Here is a 17,850-nt window from a genome sequence, read left to right on the forward strand (position 1 = left end):
CGCTCATTGTTATAGGGAAATGATGTCGCCCGACCGTGCCTCACGTCTGGCTGATTGCGCTATACAATAAGCGCTGTCCAACCGTGAAGAACCCTGCCTCCATGAGCAACAACGACAGCAACTCCCCTTCCCTCGCCGACGTGGCCGAACGCTACGTCAAGCTGGTCCTGGCCATGGGCCAGCACGACGCCTCGTATGTCGACGCGTATTACGGCCCGCCCGCGTGGCAGGCCGCAGCGGTCAAACAGCCGCAGAGTTTGAGCGATATCAAAGATGGCGCAAACGCGGCGCTGGCCCTGCTGGCTGACGCCTCCTGCCTGCGCGCCCTCAACCTGCGCAAGCAGTTGCAAGCCGTGCTGGCCAAGGCGGACATGCTGCAAGGGACACGCCTGGATTTCGACACGGAAAGCGCGCGCCTGTACGACGCCGTCTCGCCCCACCACAGCCGCGCATATTACGCTGAGCTGGTGGCGCAGATCGACGCCCTGCTGCCGGGCGACGGCACGGTCAGCGACCGGGTCAACGCCTTGCGCGCGCAACTCGTCATTCCCGCCGACAAGCTGCGCGCCGTCATGGATGCGGCCATCCGCGCGGGTCGCGAACGCACCTTGCAATACATCGGCCTGCCCGAAGGCGAGGATTTCGTGCTGGAATTCGTCACCGACAAACCGTGGAGCGGCTACAACTGGTACAAGGGCAACTACCAGAGCGTGATCCAGATCAATACCGACTTGCCCGTGTATATCGACCGCGCGGTCGACCTCGGCTGCCACGAAGCGTATCCCGGTCACCACGTGTACAACGTGCTGCTCGAGCGCGACCTGGTGCGCGGCAAGGGCTGGATGGAATACTGCATCTATCCGCTGTACTCGCCGCAATCGTTGATCGCCGAAGGCACGGCCAATTACGGCATCGAACTGAGTTTTACCGATGCAGAACGGCTGGCATTCGAACAGCAGGTGCTGTACCCGCTGGCCGGCCTCGATCCGGCGCTGGCGCCCCGCTACGCACAGCTGAACCAGTTGCTGGCCAAGCTAGGCTACGCCGACAACGACATCGCGCGCCAGTATCTCGAAGGCAACTTGACCCGCGAAGAAGCGCTGGAATGGCTGGTCAACGTGCGCCTGTACCCGGCCGAAAAATCCGCGCAGCGCCTGCAGTTCTACGATGCCATGGGTGCGTACGTCATCAATTACAACCTGGGCCAGGACATGGCGAAAGCGTATGTGGAACGCCAGGGCGCGACGCGCGCCGAGCACTGGGCCGCCTTCCGCGACCTGATGTCGTCGCCGCGCGTGCCCAGCCATTTGCAGGCATAAGCCTTACTTCGGCGGCAGCCAGTACAGCGGCAAGGCCACGGCCAGGCATGCCAGCCCCGCCAGCAGCATGGCCAGCTGAAAACCGGCGGCCAGGGCGGCAACCTGCCCCGCCCGCTCCAGCAGGGCGGCGGCGCGCAAGCTCATCACGCTGCCCAGCACGGCCACGCCCAGGGTCATGCCCGCCTGGCGCAAGGCATTCATGATGGCCGAAGCCATGGCGGCTTGCTCGCCGCGCACGGATGCCATCACCAGCAAACCGGTGGCCGGCACGGCCAAACCCATCGCCAGGCCCAGCAGGCCGAACAGGCTGCCGACGATGGCGTAGGGCGTCCGCGGCGCCAAGGTCGCCGTCGCCAGCAGCACCAGACCCGCCAGCACATAGCCAGCCAGCATCATTCGCCGCAGCGACAAATGGCGGCTGAGGCGGCCGAAACACAGGGAAACGACGCCCATGGCCGCGAACTGCGGCAACATGCGCCAGCCGCTGGCGCCCGCCGGCCAGCCCTGGATTTGCTGCAGATACAGCGAGAAAAAGAACAGGCTGCTGTAGCAGGCAAACCCCAGTACCAGCGACGCCAGGTTGATCAACGCAAAGGTCCGGTCGCAAAACAGCCGCAACGGCAACAGGGGACGTGGCGCGCGCGCTTCGACAGCCAGGAAGGCGAGGAAGGCCAGCAGCGCCACGCCCAGCGATGGCCAGGCAGCCATGCCGCCCGGTCCGTCCACCTCGCCCAGCGCGATCAAGCCGTAGGTGAGCGCACCGAGCCAGACGATGCTGAGCACCTGCCCCGTCCGGTCCAGCGCCGCCTGTTCCCGGTAATGGCGTTCCGTCATGCCCCAGGCGCCCAGCAGCACGGCCAGCACGCCCAGCGGCAGGTTGATCAGGAAGATGCTTTGCCAGCCCGTGGCCTCCAGCAGCATGCCGCCCAGCAGCGGCCCCAGGATCAGCGCCAGCGCGCTGAAGGCCGACCAGCCGCCGATCACGTGCGCCCGCTCGCGCGGGTCGGGAAACGCGTGGCTCAATATCGGCATCGCGCCCGGAATCAGCAAGGCGCCCGCGACGCCCTGCACGGCACGGCCCGTCAGCAATAGCGGCAGGCTGGCGGCCAGCGCGCACAGCAGCGAACCGGCCGTAAACAGGGCCACGCCCAGCAGCCAGATGCGCTTGTGCCCATGCCGGTCGCCCAGCGGTCCGGCCGACAGCATGCAGGCCGACAGGCACAGCGCATACGCGTTGACCACCCACTGCAAGCCCGCCATATCCGTCGCCAGCGCCGTTTGCAAGGTGGGCAAAGCCACGTTGACGATGCTGATATCGAGCGAGGCGAGAAAGGTGCCCAGGTAGGCGGCGGCCACCAGGGCCGCGCGGCGATAGCGCTGCATGGCGTGTCTCCAATTCATGAGTTCGCCTTCATCATAACTATCGACTGACCGTCGGTCAATTAAAAACAACAGCCTTGCATGGCGGGCGCTTGGGCGGCGCCCGCGCTTCACTTATACTGGGCGCATGACCACGACACGACACGCCAACCCCGCCCTGCCCGATGCCGCCGCTGCGCCGGCCCCCGTTCGCCCGCGCACCAAGCCTGCCGAAGTGCGCCTCGATGAATTGATGGCCGCCGCCGAGCGCCTGTTTCTCGACAAGGGCGTGGAAGCGACCACCGTCAGCGACATCACCACCCTGGCCGGCGTGGCGAAAGGCACGTTCTATCACTATTTTCCGTCCAAGCACGAGATGCTGGCGGCGCTGGCCGGACGCTATACGCAGCACTTCCTGGCCGGCCTGGAAACGGCCGTCGACCTGTGCATGCCCGGCGACTGGGAAGGCCGGCTGCGCGCGTGGGTGCAGGCGAATGTGGCCACTTACCTGCGCACTTGGCAATTACACGACATCGTCTACACGAGCCACCGGCGCAGCATCGGCATCGATTCTGCGGACAATCCCGACAAGAATGCCATCCTGGCCCAGTTGGGCGCCATCCTGGCGGGCGGCGCGGCGGCCGGCACCTGGCCTTTGCCGCAGCCGCGCCTGGCGGCCCTGATGATTTACTCGGCCGTGCATGGCGTGACGGACGACGCCATCGCCGCGCAGTTACAGGACAGCAGCGCCTTCGCCGCCGACGTGGCCGACGCCTGCCTGCGCATGCTGGGCCGCTGACGGCGCGCAGCGATGTGAGCCACTCCTGCGCGGCATCAAGGCACGGCGCCTGACGTCATCCATACTGTATCGATTGGAGACACAGGCAATGAACCGGATTCTTTCCCGCATCCCCGCCCTGTTGCTGGCCCTGGCCTGCCTTGCAGCCTTCCTGCCGCCGGCACTGGCCCGCGATGCCGCCGTCGCGCCCGCCCTCAGTGCGCGCCAGCAGGCGCTGAGGGCGACCGTCGTAGGCAGCGCCGCCCATCCGCGCATTCTGCAGGTGCGCCTCGATGAACTGCATCCCACCCAGCCGGCCATCGGCTACGACCAGGTGTACTACAAGCTGGGACGCTATGCGGCCGAAGAAAAACATATCGCCGACATCGCCAAGCCAAAGAAATTCGCCGACCTGTGCGAAGCCAATGGCCAGGGCGACGTCTTGCCCGGCACGGCCAATGTCGCCGGCGCCACCCTGGCCACGCCGCCGCCCGGCTACCGCTGCAAGGCGGCCGTGGGCAGCCGTCCCGACGACATGAAGACTGTCGTCATCGGGCCGCGCGGCACGGTATACCTCACCGATGGCCACCACACGTTTTCCACTTTCTGGGATGCCGATGGCGGGCGCAACCACCAACTCAAGGTGTGGGTCAAGGTCAGCGACAATTTCAGCGCGCTGGGCGAAGCGGCCTTCTGGGTCCGCATGCGCGAGGAAAACAAGGTATGGCTGAAAAACGGCCAGAACCAAGCCATCACGCCGCAGCAACTGCCATCCGCCATCGGCCTCGCATCCCTGGGCGACGATCCCTACCGCTCGCTCGTGTACTTTACGCGCGGGATCGGCTACAAGCCGCCCGACCAGGCTACGGAATTTCTCGAATTCTACTGGGCCGACTGGCTGCGCCGCAAACCGGCGCTGGATCTGGCGCGTGTCGACCTGCTCGATCCCGCCGCGTATGCCAGCACCATCCTGCTGGCGGCGCAGGCGATGGTGGCGCTGCAACCGGCGGAGCTCGTCAGCGGCGGCAAGCGCGCGGCGGACCTTGGCGCCCTGCGCGAAATCGACCACGCAGCGTTCGACGAGCTGACCGAAGACAAGGGCAAGCTGGGCTACGCCATCGACTACCGCAAGTCGCTGCTGCGTCAGTAACATCCAGGCGTGTCATCATCCTGACATCTGCGCCCGCTAGCATGTCGGCACTTTTCAGGCCGACATCACGGGACACCATGTACAAGCACAGCATCCGCCGCAGCACCTTATCGATTGCCATCGCCCTCGCACTGGGCGCCAGCCTGGCCGCCTGTGGCGGCACAGACTATCGCGACACCACGGCGCCCGTCGCCCCGGTGGCCCCCGTCACCCCGGCACGCATCCTGAACGTGGTAGCGGCCACCGGCAAGGCCGTGGCGAATGCTTCCGTCTCCGTGCTCGACGCGGGCAAGAATGTCGTCGGCAGCGGCACCACGGACGCGACAGGCAAAGTGGCCATCACCCTGGCTGCCGCGGCGAAGGCGCCCTTCCTCGTCTCCGTCACGCCGGCAGGCGGCACCACCCTGTACGCGCTGTCGCTGAAGGAAAGCGCCGTCAACCTGACGCCGCTCACCTCCGTCATCGCCATGCAGCTGCTGGGCAGCATCCCCTCGAGCGCGTCTCCCGCCAGCCTGGCCGCCATCGATGCGGTCAGACTGCAAACGGCGCAGACGCAGCTGGGCACGGCCCTGGCGGCGCCCCTGCAAACCCTGGGCATGGCGGCCAACTACGACTTCGTCAATGGCGCCCTGACGCCAAACAGCAAGGATCCGGCCGACGTCCTGCTCGACAACCTGCAGGTAAAACAGAGCGGCACGGATATCGACATCGTCAATGCCAGCGGCAGCATCGTCGCGCAAATCATCGATGGCGGCGCGCCTATGGCCACCGGCAAGAGCGTGCTGGAAACGCCGCCCGTGCTCAGCGCGCGCCAGCAAGTCCTGGCCGCCACGGCTGCCGGCACCGATGCGGCGCCCGTCTTCCTGCAAGTGTCGCTCGACGAACTGCATCCCACGCAGCCAGCCGTCGGCTACGACCAGATCTACTACAAGCTGGGCCGCTACGGCGCGGAAGACCTGGTCATGGCCAAGACCAACAAGCCGAAGAAATTCGCCGAACTGTGCGAAGCCAACGGCCAGGACGACGTGGTGAGCAAGACGGCCAACGTGGCCGGCGCCACCCTGAGCAATCCACCGGCCACCTTCCAGTGCAAGTCCGCAGTGGGCACCAAGCCGGGCGACATGAAGACGGTCGTCATCGGCCCGAACGGCACCCTGTACCTGACGGACGGCCACCACACGTTCAGCGCCTTCCGGGATGCCGACAATGGCCAGAACCTGCAGTTGAAAGTGTGGGTCAAGGTGACGGACAATTTCAGCAAGCTCAGTGAATACGATTTCTGGGCGCAGATGAAGAAGGTCAACAAGGTCTGGCTGAAGGATGGCGGCAACAAGGCCATCGCCACCAGCCAGCTGCCCGCGTCCATCGGTTTGAAGTCGCTGGGCAACGACCCGTACCGCTCGCTCGTCTACTTCACGCGCGACGCCGGCTACGTGGTGCCGTCAACGGCCACGGAATTCCTCGAATTCTACTGGGCCGACTGGCTGCGCACGCAGCCCGGCATCGACCTGGCCAAGACGGACACGCGCGACGTTGCCAGCTACATGGCCACCATCAAGAGCGCATCGACGGCGATGGCGGGCCTGAAGGCGAACGATATCGTCAGCCGCGGCGTGATGGCGCAAACCCTGGGCTGGACGGGCGTCTTCAGCCAGGCCGCGCTGGACGACCTGGTCACGCCGACGGGCAAGCTGAGCTACTCCATCGCCTACAAGAAAGCGCTGCCGAAATAATCTCGGCGGCGCAAACGACAACGGCCCGCCTGTCAGCTGACAGGCGGGCCGTTTTTATGGGTAACGTCGCTTACGCGATGCGTTCACCATTCTCCGGATCGAACAGGGCCGCTTTCGACAGGTTGAACGACAGCTGCATGGTCTGCCCTGGCAGCACGGCTTCGCGCGGATGCGTGCGGCAAGTCACGGCGGCGCCGTTCAGGCGCGTCGTCAGCAGGGTATCCGGGCCGGTCGGCTCGACCAGGTCGATCAGGCAACCCAATTCCTGGCCCACGTCGCCGTGCGCGCTGCTCATGTCCGTGATCTGCTCCGGGCGCACGCCCAGGATCACGTCGCGGCCCGCATAGCTGCGCAGCTTGTCGGTGGCGAACGGCAAGGCCAGGCGCATGCTCTTGCCTGCGTTCTCGATGGCGACAAACACCTCGTTGCCTTCGATGACAGGCTTGACGGTGATGAAGTTCATCGATGGCGAGCCGATAAAGCCGGCCACGAACAGATTCGCCGGATTGTCGTAGATTTCCTGCGGCGTGCCCAGTTGCTGCACCACCCCATCCTTCATGACGGCGATCAAATCGCCCATGGTCATCGCCTCGATCTGGTCATGCGTGACGTAGACGATGGTGGCCTTCAGGCGCTGGTGCAGCAGCTTGATCTCGGCGCGCATTTCCACGCGCAGCTTGGCGTCCAGGTTCGACAGCGGTTCGTCGAACAGGAACAGCGACGGCTTGCGCGAAATGGCGCGGCCCATGGCGACCCGTTGGCGCTGGCCGCCCGACAGCTGCGCCGGGCGGCGGTCCAGCAAATGCGTGATCTGCAGGGTTTCGGCGACGCGGGCGACGATTTCTTCCTGCTCCGCCTTCGGCACTTTTTTCACGTTCAAGCCGAACGCGATGTTTTCGCGCACCGTCATCGACGGGTACAGCGCATACGACTGGAACACCATGGCGATGTCGCGGTCCTTCGGCGGCAGGTCGTTGACCACCTTGCCGTCGATGAGGATTTCGCCGGAAGTGACGCTTTCCAGGCCGGCCACCATGTTGAGCAAGGTCGACTTGCCGGAGCCGGAGCCGCCGACGAGGATCAGGAACTGGCCATCCTTGATCTCGATGTCGATGCCCTTGAGGACTTCGACGCCATTCGTGTACACCTTGCGGATGCTGCGTATCGATAAACTGGACATATTCTTTCCTTAACCTTTGACTGCGCCTGCGGTCAGACCGCGCACAAAATAACGGCCTGCGACCAGATAGACCAGCAGGGTCGGCAGCGCGGCAATCACCGCGGCAGCCATGTTGACGTTGTATTCCTTCACGCCCGTGGACGTGTTGACCAGGTTGTTCAAGCCCACCGTGATCGGCTGCGAATCGCCGCTGGCGAACACGATGCCGAACAGGAAGTCGTTCCAGATCTGCGTGAATTGCCAGATGATGCAGACGACGAAAATCGGACCCGAAATCGGCAGCACGATCTTGCGGAAGATCAAGAAGAAGCCGGCGCCGTCGATGCGGGCCGCCTTGATCAATTCTTCCGGCACGCCGATATAGTAGTTACGGAAGAACAGGGTCGTGAACGCCGTGCCATACACCACGTGGACGAAGACCAGGCCGGTAGTGGTGTTTGCCAGGCCGAATTCGCCCAGCAGGCGCGCCATCGGCAGGATCACCACCTGGAACGGAATGAAGCAGCCCACCAGCAAGGCGGCAAACAGGATTTCCGAACCGCGGAAGCGCCAGTGCGCGAACACGTAGCCGTTGAAGGCACCCAGGAAGGTCGAGATCAGCACGGCGGGAATCACCATCTTGATCGAGTTCCAGAAGAACGGCTGCATGCCGTCGCAGGTGACACCCGTGCAGGCCGAGGACCAGGCCTTGGACCAGGAATCGAACTGCCACACGTGCGGCAGTGCCAGCAGGTTGCCGCTGCGGATCTCGTCGAGCGACTTGAACGACGTCGACAGGGTCACGTACAGGGGCACGATGTAGTACACCGCAAACAGGATCAGCAGCAGATATACAACCACCCGTCCGAGGGTGAGGCGATTATTGCGTGTAGGTGTCATCTCATCGCCTTTGCGCTGCGCGTTTCCAGGTACATCAGCGGCACGAGCACTGCCACGATGGTGGCCAGCATCATCATTGCCGATGCCGAGCCCAGGCCCAGCTGGCCGCGGGTGAAGGAAAACTGGTACATGAAGATGGCCGGCACGGACGACGAATTGCCAGGTCCGCCAGCCGTCAGTGCGATGACCAGGTCGAAGCTCTTGATGGCGATATGCGCGAGGATCAGCAGCACGCTGAAGAACACTGGACGCATGGCGGGAATCACGATGCGCCAGTAGATCGTCGGCAGGGATGCGCCATCGACTTGCGCCGCCTTGATGATTTCATCATCGATGCCGCGCAGGCCCGCCAGGAACAGGGCCATGACGAAGCCCGACGATTGCCACACGCCGGCGATCACCACCGTGTAGATGGCCATGTCGGAATTGACCAGCCAGTCGAAGGTAAACGAGGTCCAGCCCCAGTCGTGCATGACCTTTTCCAGGCCCAGGCTGGGATTGAGCATCCATTTCCACGCCGTGCCGGTGACGATGAAGGACAGCGCCATCGGATACAGGTAGATGGCGCGCAGCGCGCCTTCGGCGCGGATTTTCTGGTCCAGCAGGATGGCCAGGAACAGGCCGATGGCGATGCTGCAACCGATGAACAGGACACCGAAGATGCCGAGGTTCTTGAGCGAGGTCCACCAGCGCTCGTTGTCGAACAGCTCGACGTATTGCACCAGGCCGGCGAACTCGTAGTTCGGCATCAGCCGCGATTCGGTCAGCGACAGCCAACCGGTCAAAAAGATAAAACCATAGACGAATACCAAGCTGGCGATGAGCGTGGGGCCCAGCACCATCTGCGGTATCCATCGGTCGAATTGCTTGCGTATGGACATAGGACAGCCGTAGAAGTAGAACTGCGTGTGGCGCCGGCCTGGACGAATGCCAGGGCGGACGCCTGCGATGCATGCGATGCAGAGGGCGCCGGCGGGAGTGCCGGCGCCGTCGTGATTACTTCACTTTTGCCGCTTTGGCCAATGCAGCAACCGCGTCTTTCGAGCTCATGTTGGTGTTCATGAACTTGGCGATGACGTCGGTCACGGCGCCTTGCGTGGCCGAAGCCAGCGCCATGCCGTGGGCGAACGATGGCACCAGGCCGCCGTTCTTGTTGGTGGCGTCCATGTCTTCCATCGATTTCAGGGCGCAAGCGTCAAACTTGTCCTTGGAAACGCCGGAACGCACGGGGATGGAACCCTTGTTCAGGTTGAAGATCGACTGGAACTTCGGATTCATGATGGCGTTGGCCAGGGCGATCTGCCCTTTCTTCGCATTCGCATCCTTTTGCGTGAACATGGCAAACGAATCGATGTTGAAGGTGTAGGCCTTGTCCGTGCCAGGAGCGGCCACGCACAGGTAGTCCTTGCCCGGCACCTTGCCGGCTGCCGTGAACTCGCCCTTGGCCCAGTCGCCCATGAACTGGAAGCCGGCCTTGTTGTTGATGACCATGGCGGTGGCCAGGTTCCAGTCGCGGCCTGCCGCATCCTTGTCGATATAGGTCTTCACCTTGCCCAGGGTGTCGAACACCTTGAGCATGGTCGGACCGGTCAATTCCTTCTGGTCCAGCTTGAGGATGGCCTTCTTGTAGAATTCCGTGCCGCCCACGCCCAGCGCGACGGATTCGAACACGGTGGCGTCCTGCCAAGGCTGGCCGCCGTGGGCGATCGCGATGCCGCCCGATTTCTTGATTTTCTCGGCCGCGTCGAAGAACGCATCCCAGGTGGTCGGGGTGGTGGCCACGCCGGCTTTTTTCAGCACTTCCGGGTTGACCCACATCCAGTTGACGCGGTGGACGTTGACAGGGGCGGCAACGTAGTGGCCCTTGTATTTCATGATATCGGCGACGACTTTCGGCAGCACGGCATCCCATTTGCCTGGAATGGCGGCATCATCGATATTGGCCAGCACGCCTTCCGCGCCCCACTCCTGGATCGACGGGCCCTTGATCTGGGCGGCCGTTGGCGGATTGCCGGAAATGACGCGGGTTTTCAGCGCGGTCGCGGCGTTTTCGCCAGCGCCACCGGCCACGGCGAAGTCTTTCCAGCCGAAGCCGCTTTCCTTCACGATTTGCTGCAACTGGCCCACGGACTTCGCTTCGCCGCCGGAGGTCCAGTAGTGCAACACTTCCACGTCGGTCGCAAAGGCGCTGCCGGCAAATGCCAGGGTGGTCAACGCGGCCAGTTGGGTAATCTTGAATTTCAGTTTCATCTCCACATTCCTTTTTTGATCAAGCTTTTAGGGGGCTTCGGCATACGGGGGCCGAAAAAGGTGAAATCTGCGCCTGTACCGGCGCTCTTGTGCTCAGACCCGCTTGCAAACGGGCATCATCTTCAGTGAAAAGACGGCGCCGTGATCCATGAAACGACTACATTGCATTTATATCACGGGACGGCGCCAAAAACGCATCCGCGAAGGATGCGCCAGGTTGATCTGCATTACAAACATCAACACTGAACAAAACCGTCGCGAGCGGCAGTGATTTGTGGCTAAGAAGCGCAACCGTGCTAGAGCACGGTGAGCATCGCAGGCCGCAAAGCGCGCCGCGCAGCAGGTTTGGTTCGGTGTTTAGAACCAAGTTTCTACCTGGAAACCATAAGAGGTGCCGCTGGTATTGTTGTTGTAGATCGGGCCGCCGTTGTTCGACGCGTTGACCGAGGCGGTGGCCGCATCGTTCCATTTGCCGTAGGTCACGAAAGCGCGCAGCTCAGGACGCGACCACAGGCCAGGACCGGCCGAGATCGTCGGGGCGATGGTCAGCTTGGTCAGGCGCTTGGCCGGCAGGCCGCCCGCTTGCGTCACGCGGTCCGTGCCCAGTTCGCCCACCAGCTTGAAGTTGTCGGTGAATGCGTACACAGGGCGCACGCCAACCGAGGTCCAGGTCGAGGAACCGTTGGCGTTCGACTCGTCTTTTTGCCACAGGGCGACGAATTCCATGCCGAAGTTGGCCATCGGCTGGATCGCCATGTCATTGAAGATACGCGTGCGTTTCACGTCCGAACCGAAACTGGTGTCGCCCGAAGCGCCGAACTGCGCGCCCTTGCCCGTGCCGGGACCGACGCCGTACTGCACGCCGAAGGTGTTGCCACCGCCAAACACTTTACCTTGACGGTGGAAGGCCGACAGCTGCCAGCCATTGTGTTTCTTGCCGTACAAGTCGTTGTCCTTGCCTTCACCGATGATGTAGGTCGCGGCCAGGTCCAGCGTGCCGTTTTCATTGACGGGAATCTCGCCGTAGATGAAGTTCTGGCGCACGGCCGAACGGGTGCCGAGCAAGGCGCCCGGCTTACCGCTGATCGTGCCGAGGCTGTCATCGAACTTGTTGAAGTCGTTGTCCTTGAAGAAGGCATACGAGAATTTACCAGGACCAGCAGGAATGCGGTCCAGGCCGGCGCCCGTGCCGTTCATATTGATGTATTGCAAGTCCAACATGTGGATGTCAGGACGGTAGTAGAAGCGTTTACCGATCCAGGCCGTGCCGCCGTTCAGGAAATCGAGTCCCTGCGCTTCGACGTAGGCCTTGACGATGCCCAGCTTGTTGTCGCCGAAATCCGAGTTTGGCGCGTAGGCGTTGACCCAGATGGTGGCCAGGTAGTTCACGCCGCCGGACTTGGCGACGGACTTGGTGTAGCCGAATTCCGTGTAGGCGTCGCACTCATTGCCCAGACGGTATTTCATGGTATTGCCACCCAGGCCGAAGCAGCCTTGCGAACCGCCGTCGCCCGACGTATTGCTGCCGGCGCCGGCGCGCAGGTAGCCGTGGAAGCCTTCGGAATCGGATGGGTACATCGGGTCGGCGGCAGCGGAACCGCTGGCGATGGCTAAGACGATGGCAGCTGGCAGCGTTTTCAACACGGCCTTCAACATGGTGCGATGCAGCATGGTAAGTCTCCTCAGTAATTTATTTTTTATCTAGTCATTCGTGGCCGAATGTACTGGCCAGAATTCTTTCCAGCAGGGACATAGTAACTATACTACGAACAAATATCAACATATTATGTTGTAATCCTACGACTACTCTGCGACACTTTATTTGCGTACCGACAGGCGCGTTGACTGCCCTGTTTTTTCCGCCGGCGCCGTCCGTTTCCGGCACTGCGGACAAGCATTTACGCAGGCGTCCCGCATTTTTCGGCACGCGGCACGTATACGAATTAAAATCCTTGGTTTTTGCCATAACGACAGTGCGCCGCCAAGACAGCGCACGCAGACGAGACTAGGCACCGCCATGAAAATAGATGAAAAAATGGAAGTAGCAGGCAGCGATCCGGCGGAGCGTTTCAGTGAAGGGCCACGCTTGCTGGCCGACATCGGCGGCACCAACGCCCGCTTCGTGCTTGAAACGCGCCAGGGCCACCTGGAAGCGGTCGCCGTGCTGCCGTGCGACGACTACGCCTCGCTGCTCGACGCCATCACCGCCTATATGGATAGCAGCGAAGCGCGCGCCGCCGGTTCGGCGCGCGTGCGCCATGCGGCCATCGCCATCGCCAATCCCATCGACGACGACAATATCCGCATGATGAACCATCACTGGTTCTTCTCGATCGAGGCCATGCGCGCCACGATGGGCCTCGACACCCTGCTGGTGGTGAATGACTTCACGGCGCTGGCCATGGCCCTGCCCTATCTGCGGCCCGACCAGCGCCTGCAGATCGGCGGCGGCATGGCGCGCGCCGACAGCGTCATCGGCCTGCTCGGTTCGGGCACGGGCCTGGGCGTGTCGGGCATGATCCCCGCCGAAGACCGCTGGATCGCGCTGGGCAGCGAAGGGGGCCACGTCAGCTTCGCCCCGTGCGACCAGCGCGAGATGGACGTGCTGTCCTTCGCCTGGCGCGAGCTGTCGCACGTCTCGGCCGAACGCCTCGCTTCCGGGCGCGGCCTGGAACTGATCTACCGCGCCCTGTCCGAGCGCGCCGGCAAGCCCGATGCGCTGCCGCTGCTGGCAGCCGAAATCACCAGCCGCGCCCTGAACAATGAATGCGACGTGTGCCTCGAAGCGGTGGACTGCTTCTGCGCCATCCTCGGCTCCATCGCCGGCAACGTGGCCATGACCCTGGGCGCGCTGGGCGGCATCTATATAGGCGGGGGCATCGTGCCGCGCCTGGGGCCCCTGTTCGAACAGTCGCAGTTCCGCGCCCGCTTCGAGCAAAAAGGCCGCCTGAACGAGTACCTGGCGCAAATTCCCACCTTTCTGATCACGGCCGAACTGCCGACTTTCCTCGGCATCGCCGCCATCCTGGCGCAAAAGCTCAAGCGCGCCCATTCCGGCGCGCCCGTGCTCGAATCCGTGCGCCAGGCGCGCGGCAGGATGAGCCCCTCGGAATGCAAGGTGGCCGACTGGGTCTTGAAGGAGCCGAACGCCATGCTGACCCTGCCGATCGCCGAAATCGCCCAGCGCGTCGGCGTGAGCCAGCCTACCGTGATGCGCTTTTGCCGCTCGATCGGCGTGCAGGGCCTGGCCGATTTCAAGCTGAAGCTTGCGTCCGGACTGACGGGCGGCGCCATCACGGTGGCCCACTGCCACGTGGAGATATCGGATTCCGACGCCGAGCTGGCGCGCAAGGTACTGGGCAATAACGCCTCGGCCGCGCTGGCCCTGCGCGACATGCTCGACGTCAAAGCGCTGACGGCCGCCATCGAACTGCTGCGCGGCGCGCAGCGCGTGGAATTGCTGGCCGTGGGCAGCGCCCGCGTGGTGGCCGACGACATGCAGCACAAATTGCTCAACCTGGGCATCGTCAGCAGCTTCTTTGCCGACCCGCAGGCGCAGGAAATGAGCGCCGCCATGCTGAAACCAGGCGACGTGGCGCTGGTCATTTCCCGTTCCGGCGCCCTGCCCGACCTGCTGCGCACCGTCAAGGTGGCGCAGGGCTGCGGCGCGCGCGTGCTGGCGATCACGGCCAGCGGTTCGCCGCTGGCCAAGCTGGCCGACGTGCTGCTGACCTTGAACCACCCGGAAGGCAACCTCAATTTCGTGCCCATGATCGTGCGCCTGCTGCAGCTGATGATGCTCGATATCCTGTCGGTGGGCCTGGCGCGGCGCGACACGGCGCAGCGCACCAGCGCCGCTGAACTGGAAGAAGGCCAATTGCACGGCATGCGCATCAGCGGCAAGCTGAAATTCGGTGGCCACCTCGAATAAGGCGGCGCACGCCGCCCCCACCTCCTCCGACGCCGCCAGCGGCGCCACCGTGCACGACGTGGCGCGCGTGGCCGGCGTGTCGGCCATGACGGTGTCACGCGTGATCAACGGGCGCGCCAGCGTCAGCGCGGCCACGCGCGACAAGGTCGAGGCGGCGATCGCCAGCCTACACTACCAGCCCAATCTGGCGGCCAGGGCGGCCCGCACGGGCACCCTGCGCATCGGCCTGTTGTACAGCAATCCGAGCGCGGCCTTCCTCAGCGAATTTTTAGTTGGCGCCATGGATCAATGCCGCCAGGGCGGCGGCCAGCTGCTGCTGGAACGCTGCGAAGACCTGGACAGCCAGCGCGCCGGCATCGATTGCCTGGTGGCGGCCGGCGTGGACGGCATCCTCGTGCCGCCGCCCCTGTGCGATTCGCCGGAAGTGCTGGCGCAGTTGAACCGGATGGGCATCCCCGCCATCGCCGTGGCCACGGCGCGCCCCTCGCCCGGCGTTTCGGCCGTACGCATCGACGATTACGAGGGCGCGCTGGCCATGACGCGCCATTTGCTCGCGCTGGGCCACCGCGACATCGGCTTCATCGAGGGCGATCCGGCGCACACGCCCGCCCTGCTGCGCCGCCAGGCTTTCGAGGACGCCATGCGGGAAGCGGGTTTGCGGGTAGCGCCGCACAGGGTGGCGCAAGGTTACTTTACGTATCGTTCGGGTCTCGACGCGGCGCGCCAACTGCTGGCGCAAGCACCGCATCCCAGCGCCATCTTCGCCAGCAACGACGACATGGCCGCCGCCACCCTGGCCGTGGCGCACGGCATGGGCTTGCAGGTACCGACGCAATTGAGCGTGTGCGGCTTCGACGACACGCCCGTCGCCACCACCGTCTGGCCCGAGCTGACCACCATCCACCAGCCCATCGCCGACATGGCGCGCGCCGCCGTCAATCTCGTCATCGACGAAATCCGCCAGCGCCGCGCCGGAGAAACGGCGTCCGCCACGCATCATTTGATGGCGTTCACCTTGATGGCGCGGGCGTCGACGGGGGAATGTGCTCCAGTAGGGCACATTCCGGTCGCAAAGTGACTGCCCCCACCAACCCGTCGAGCGCCCCTTAGCGCACCACCGTGCGCTGCACCAGCGACTCCACCAGCTCCACCGAAGGGGGGGCGCCACCGGCCGCCAGGCAGGCGCCCGCACCCGCCGCGACGGCAAAGCGCAAATGCTGGCCGCCATCGGCCTCGGGCCGGTACATCAGGCTGTACAGCAAGCCGCCAATGCTGGCGTCGCCCGCCCCCACCGAATCGACCACCTCGATGACGGGCGGCGCCGCCTGCCATGTCTGCTCGCCCCGGTACAGCGCCGCGCCTTGCGCGCCGCGCGTATACAAATACGTTGCTTGCGGATTCCAGCTGCGCAGGGTGGCAAACGCGCCATCGATGTCATCATGGCGGAACAGGCCCGCCAGGTCTTCGTCCGACACCTTGATCACGTCGGCCAGCTGCGTCATGCGGCGCAAGGTGGCGTCGTAGCGTTCATCCATCATGATGCGGAAATTCGGGTCGTAGCTGATCTTCACGCCAGCCGCCTTGAGCTCCTGCGCCAGCGCCACCAGCTTGCCCGCCAGCGGTTCGCGCGCCAGGCTGATGCCGCCGAAATGCACCCACTGCGCCCCCTGCATCCAGCCGGCCGGCAAGAGCGACGCGTCGAAATGCAGGTCGGCGCTGTCGTCGCCGATGAAGTAATACGTAGGCGGATGCAATTCATGCACGATGGCCAGCAGCGGCGACTTCGCATGGCGCTGCAGGAAGCGCATGTCCAGGCCCGCCGCCTCGGTGGCAGCGGCCAGCGCGTCGCCGAAGACGTCGAGGCTGACGCCGCCCGCAAAGGCGCTGGGCACGCCCAGGCGCGCCATTACGCGCGCCACGTTCCAGGTCGAGCCGCCCACCTGGCTGTTCCAGGAATCCGGCCCCGTGCGCAGCATGTCCGTCAGCGCTTCTCCGGCCGACACAAAGCGTGGGAAAGCGGGAAAAGCGGCGGCGTTCATGCCGCACCGCCAATCACGTTCAGCACTTCATAGCAGGCGCCCATGGTGTGGTAATCGGTCTTGCCGGCCGGGCTTTTCTCGTTGCTGATTTTTTGATTTTCAGGCGTCAGGATGCGGTACCAGGCGCCGTGTTCATGGTCGACGAAGTGCGTCCAACTGTAGTCCCAGATCTTGTCGTAGCTATGCCAGTAAGCCTCGTCGCCCGTGCGCGCGGCCAGCACGGCGGCCGCCGCGAAGCTTTCCGCCTGCACCCAGAAGTATTTGTCGCCGTCGCAGATCTCATCCTGCGGACCGAAACCGTAGTGGATGCCCCCATGCGCGCCATCCCAGGCCTTGGCCAACGCCGTGTCGTACAGGGCGCGCGCGCGCGGCAGCAGCCAGTCCGACGGGCCGGCCATGAACCGGCTATGGCGCTCCATGATCAGCAGCAGCTTGGCCCATTCCGTGAAATGGCCAGGCTGGTAGCCCCACGGACGGAAGATATTGCTCTTGTCGTGCAGGTTGTAGTCCCAGTCGATCGACCAATCGGGCTTGTAGTGCTCCCAGATCATGCCGTTCGCCAGGCCCGCCTGACGCACCGTGATGTTGTGCGCCAGGGTTTCGGCGCGGTGCAGATATCTCGCTTCGCCCGTCGCCTCGAACGCTGCCAGCATGGCTTCGCAGGCGTGCATATTGGCGTTCTGGCCCCGGTAGCCGTCCAGGGTGGACCAGTCGGCGCTGGCCACGTCCGCATACAGGCCTTGTTCGGGCAGCCAGAAGCGCTGCTCCATCAATTCGAAGGTCTCGTCCAGATACGCGCGCGCTTCCGTCACGCCAGCTTGCAAGGCGTGCGCATAGGCCAGCAGCACGAAGGCCAGGCCGTAGCAGTGGTTGGCGCCGTCTTCCACCGTTTTGACGCCGTCTTTCCAAGACAGTTGCCAGGCATAGCCGCCCGTGGCTGGGTCGCGGTGCACGTCGCGCAGGAAGGCCATGCCGTGGCGCAGGGCCGCCTGGTAACCTTCATCGCCGAAGTGGCGGTACGCCATGGCGTAATTGAAGATGAAGCGCGTGCTGCTGACCAGGTGACGCGTGCTGGCGTCGTACACCGTGCCGTCATCGAGGAAAAAGTGATAAAAGCCGCCGCTGGGATCAATCGCGCGCGGGTGATAAAAATTCATCGTGTGCTGGATATGCTTTTCGAGCATGTCCCTGGAGCGGAAATCGGGATTCATGGGTCTCTCATGATATTGTTA

14 protein-coding genes are annotated in these 17,850 nt (G+C 63.9%); 6 read left to right on the top strand and 8 right to left on the bottom strand.

The window, feature by feature from the left end; translation table 11 throughout:
• The first annotated feature begins 101 nt into the window (after window positions 1-101).
• Window positions 102-1,319, top strand: a complete 1,218-nt coding sequence (locus tag OX459_RS13710) for a hypothetical protein (protein ID WP_289905433.1) — start codon at window positions 102-104, stop codon at window positions 1,317-1,319.
• 3 nt (window positions 1,320-1,322) lie between these two features.
• Here the strand turns inward: OX459_RS13710 and OX459_RS13715 are convergent, their stop codons facing one another.
• The gene (locus OX459_RS13715) at window positions 1,323-2,702 is read right to left on the bottom strand and encodes an MFS transporter (RefSeq protein ID WP_289905597.1); all 1,380 of its coding nucleotides are present in this window, start codon (window positions 2,700-2,702) and stop codon (window positions 1,323-1,325) included.
• Window positions 2,703-2,931: 229 nt separating this feature from the next.
• Between OX459_RS13715 and OX459_RS13720 the strand changes: the two genes are divergently transcribed.
• From OX459_RS13720 to OX459_RS13730, 3 genes are all read left to right on the top strand, one after another.
• Window positions 2,932-3,477 carry a TetR/AcrR family transcriptional regulator gene (locus tag OX459_RS13720; RefSeq protein ID WP_289905598.1) on the top strand — a complete coding sequence of 182 codons (546 nt, stop codon included), beginning with the start codon at window positions 2,932-2,934 and terminating at the stop codon, window positions 3,475-3,477.
• An 88-nt stretch (window positions 3,478-3,565) separates the two neighbouring features.
• Window positions 3,566-4,606 carry a ParB/Srx family N-terminal domain-containing protein gene (locus OX459_RS13725; protein ID WP_289905434.1) on the top strand — a complete coding sequence of 347 codons (1,041 nt, stop codon included), beginning with the start codon at window positions 3,566-3,568 and terminating at the stop codon, window positions 4,604-4,606.
• A gap of 77 nt (window positions 4,607-4,683) precedes the next feature.
• The gene (locus OX459_RS13730; RefSeq protein WP_289905435.1) at window positions 4,684-6,339 is read left to right on the top strand and encodes a ParB-like protein; all 1,656 of its coding nucleotides are present in this window, start codon (window positions 4,684-4,686) and stop codon (window positions 6,337-6,339) included.
• Between the two features lie 70 nt (window positions 6,340-6,409).
• Here the strand turns inward: OX459_RS13730 and ugpC are convergent, their stop codons facing one another.
• The 5 genes from ugpC to OX459_RS13755 form a co-directional block, all read right to left on the bottom strand.
• Window positions 6,410-7,519 (bottom strand): sn-glycerol-3-phosphate ABC transporter ATP-binding protein UgpC, encoded by a 1,110-nt coding sequence (gene ugpC, locus OX459_RS13735; RefSeq protein ID WP_099380230.1) that lies wholly within the window; start codon window positions 7,517-7,519, stop codon window positions 6,410-6,412.
• A gap of 9 nt (window positions 7,520-7,528) precedes the next feature.
• Window positions 7,529-8,398: a carbohydrate ABC transporter permease gene (locus tag OX459_RS13740; RefSeq protein WP_034777933.1), complete on the bottom strand. Its 870-nt coding sequence runs from the start codon at window positions 8,396-8,398 to the stop codon at window positions 7,529-7,531.
• Window positions 8,395-9,279, bottom strand: coding sequence for a sugar ABC transporter permease (locus tag OX459_RS13745; RefSeq protein ID WP_010397323.1), 885 nt, complete (start codon window positions 9,277-9,279; stop codon window positions 8,395-8,397). Before OX459_RS13745 ends, OX459_RS13740 begins: the two co-directional genes overlap by 4 nt.
• Window positions 9,280-9,394: 115 nt before the next feature.
• Window positions 9,395-10,648 carry an ABC transporter substrate-binding protein gene (locus OX459_RS13750; protein WP_099664439.1) on the bottom strand — a complete coding sequence of 418 codons (1,254 nt, stop codon included), beginning with the start codon at window positions 10,646-10,648 and terminating at the stop codon, window positions 9,395-9,397.
• A 357-nt stretch (window positions 10,649-11,005) separates the two neighbouring features.
• A complete protein-coding gene (locus OX459_RS13755) occupies window positions 11,006-12,319 on the bottom strand; it encodes a carbohydrate porin (RefSeq protein ID WP_289905436.1) in 1,314 nt (437 codons plus the stop codon).
• Between the two features lie 346 nt (window positions 12,320-12,665).
• Here OX459_RS13755 and OX459_RS13760 point away from each other — a divergent pair, with 346 nt between their 5' ends.
• Both OX459_RS13760 and OX459_RS13765 read left to right on the top strand, forming a co-directional pair.
• Entirely contained in the window at window positions 12,666-14,579 is a 1,914-nt protein-coding gene (locus OX459_RS13760) for a glucokinase (RefSeq protein ID WP_289905437.1), read from the top strand.
• Complete coding sequence (locus OX459_RS13765) at window positions 14,563-15,657, top strand: LacI family DNA-binding transcriptional regulator (protein ID WP_289905438.1); 1,095 nt, start codon at window positions 14,563-14,565, stop codon at window positions 15,655-15,657. The genes OX459_RS13760 and OX459_RS13765 overlap by 17 nt, the downstream gene beginning before the upstream one ends.
• A 28-nt stretch (window positions 15,658-15,685) precedes the next feature.
• Here OX459_RS13765 and OX459_RS13770 read toward each other — a convergent pair whose 3' ends face one another.
• Both OX459_RS13770 and OX459_RS13775 read right to left on the bottom strand, forming a co-directional pair.
• Complete coding sequence (locus tag OX459_RS13770) at window positions 15,686-16,618, bottom strand: carbohydrate kinase (protein WP_289905439.1); 933 nt, start codon at window positions 16,616-16,618, stop codon at window positions 15,686-15,688.
• Window positions 16,615-17,829: an AGE family epimerase/isomerase gene (locus OX459_RS13775; protein ID WP_289905440.1), complete on the bottom strand. Its 1,215-nt coding sequence runs from the start codon at window positions 17,827-17,829 to the stop codon at window positions 16,615-16,617. The genes OX459_RS13770 and OX459_RS13775 overlap by 4 nt, the downstream gene beginning before the upstream one ends.
• Window positions 17,830-17,850 lie beyond the last annotated feature (21 nt).

Source organism: Janthinobacterium sp. SUN026 (assembly GCF_030397625.1).
GTDB classification, from domain to species: domain Bacteria; phylum Pseudomonadota; class Gammaproteobacteria; order Burkholderiales; family Burkholderiaceae_D; genus Janthinobacterium; species Janthinobacterium kumbetense.